Origin of the sequence: Belliella filtrata (assembly GCF_022549775.1) — a bacterium.
In the GTDB taxonomy this organism is placed as follows: Bacteria; Bacteroidota; Bacteroidia; order Cytophagales; family Cyclobacteriaceae; genus Belliella; species Belliella filtrata.
In genome coordinates, this window is the sequence record NZ_JAKZGP010000136.1 from 1 (window position 1) to 1,360 (window position 1,360).

At 31.9% G+C, this 1,360-nt stretch carries 1 protein-coding gene; it reads left to right on the forward strand.

Features of this window, described 5'->3' with window-relative positions; genetic code table 11:
• Positions 1-593 precede the first annotated feature (593 nt).
• Positions 594-1,112, forward strand: a complete 519-nt coding sequence (locus tag MM239_RS20755) for a helix-turn-helix domain-containing protein (RefSeq protein ID WP_241350243.1) — start codon at positions 594-596, stop codon at positions 1,110-1,112.
• Positions 1,113-1,360: the final 248 nt, after the last annotated feature.

Genomic DNA, 1,360 nt, shown 5'->3' on the forward strand with positions numbered 1-1,360 from the left:
TCTACCTTATCAAATTCTACATCTTTGTTTTTATCTCTGTGCGCTCTGTAAGTGCCTTGCTGTTTCTTTATTTCCTGTGGTATCATTGTCTAAAAAGCTTAATTTCCTACTAGTTTAATAGGGTTATATCTTAAAAAATTGGTTTAGTGTGTTTGGGGTAGGGGTAAATGGTACTAAACATACCTCTAATCCAATATTCAACCCCCGTACCCCTTAATCAAAAAATATCCATTCACACTTACCTTATTTACCCTGTTCTGCTGCTTAAGTGGCAACTTAATCCCAATTCATACTACTTGTATTTTATTAAAGGTACTACACAATTTATTAAAGGTAATTAAAGCAAAAGCAAGGTATTGTATTGTTTGGATGTTTTATTATTAATGAAAATTTTGTAATTGATAGTCAATGCATTATGAAAAGACAAAAAAATAAAAGTAAATGAAGTTTGGAATTCAATTGGGGATGCCACTACATTTGTATCAGATTCAAGCCAAATAAGGCTTAACATAGATAAGATTAGGATTGCCAAGGTGGTAATCAAACCAGATGATTTTTAAAGTGCGGTTTAAACTGCAAAATCTTATCAAACTATGTTTAATATATCAGAATCCAACAATTTATTCCAACCATCTAAAGATGTAAATGCAACTTATCTTATTGGCGAGGAAAAAGCTTTTAAACTAAATGGCAGTGAATTACTCTATCCTTTTTCAAAGCCAGAACTTTGGAGTCATTTGATAAATCAAGGTGGTACTATAGTAAATATAAGTGAATTAAAAATTGCTATAATTGACCCTGAAATTGATAAACTCCAAGCAGCAAAGAATTATCAAGGCATCATAGATTATTTAACAAAAATTCTACAGCCAAATGATAGAATTGAAGTAGCAAAGAAAGACATCGCAAATGCACAAGCACTTGTAGAAGGCAGTAAAGCAGCCCCTGTTTACTCTTTAGATACAAAGAGAACAATCCACCACCTAAGCAAAAAAGAAGGCTGGAATAACTCTAAAATAGCTAAAGAATTGGGTATAACATCACCTACGGTAAAAAGTGCAATTGCTAAAATTGAGACTGAAATCGAAGCTGCGAAAGCTAAAGAAGCATAAAGACACCAACAACAAAAGCCAACTATCATGTAGTTGGCTTTTCTTATTATGCTGAATCTTTAGCCTTTATATCCAATTTTGAGTAGGTAATTATTTAGACTCCTTATAAATATTCATTTTTTAAAAAATAATTACGATACTGGAAAAATACTAAAATGCTTGTGACTTATATGTGACTACTAAAAAGAAAAAACCCTGCAAGTAACTGGTTTAAAGTTAATTACAGGGTCTGTATGCAGAGGAGGAGG

Bases quoted from the DNA above. Each gene is read 5' to 3' on its own strand.
- MM239_RS20755 (WP_241350243.1), top strand. From the start codon at position 594: ATGTTTAATATATCAGAATCCAACAATTTATTCCAACCATCTAAAGAT.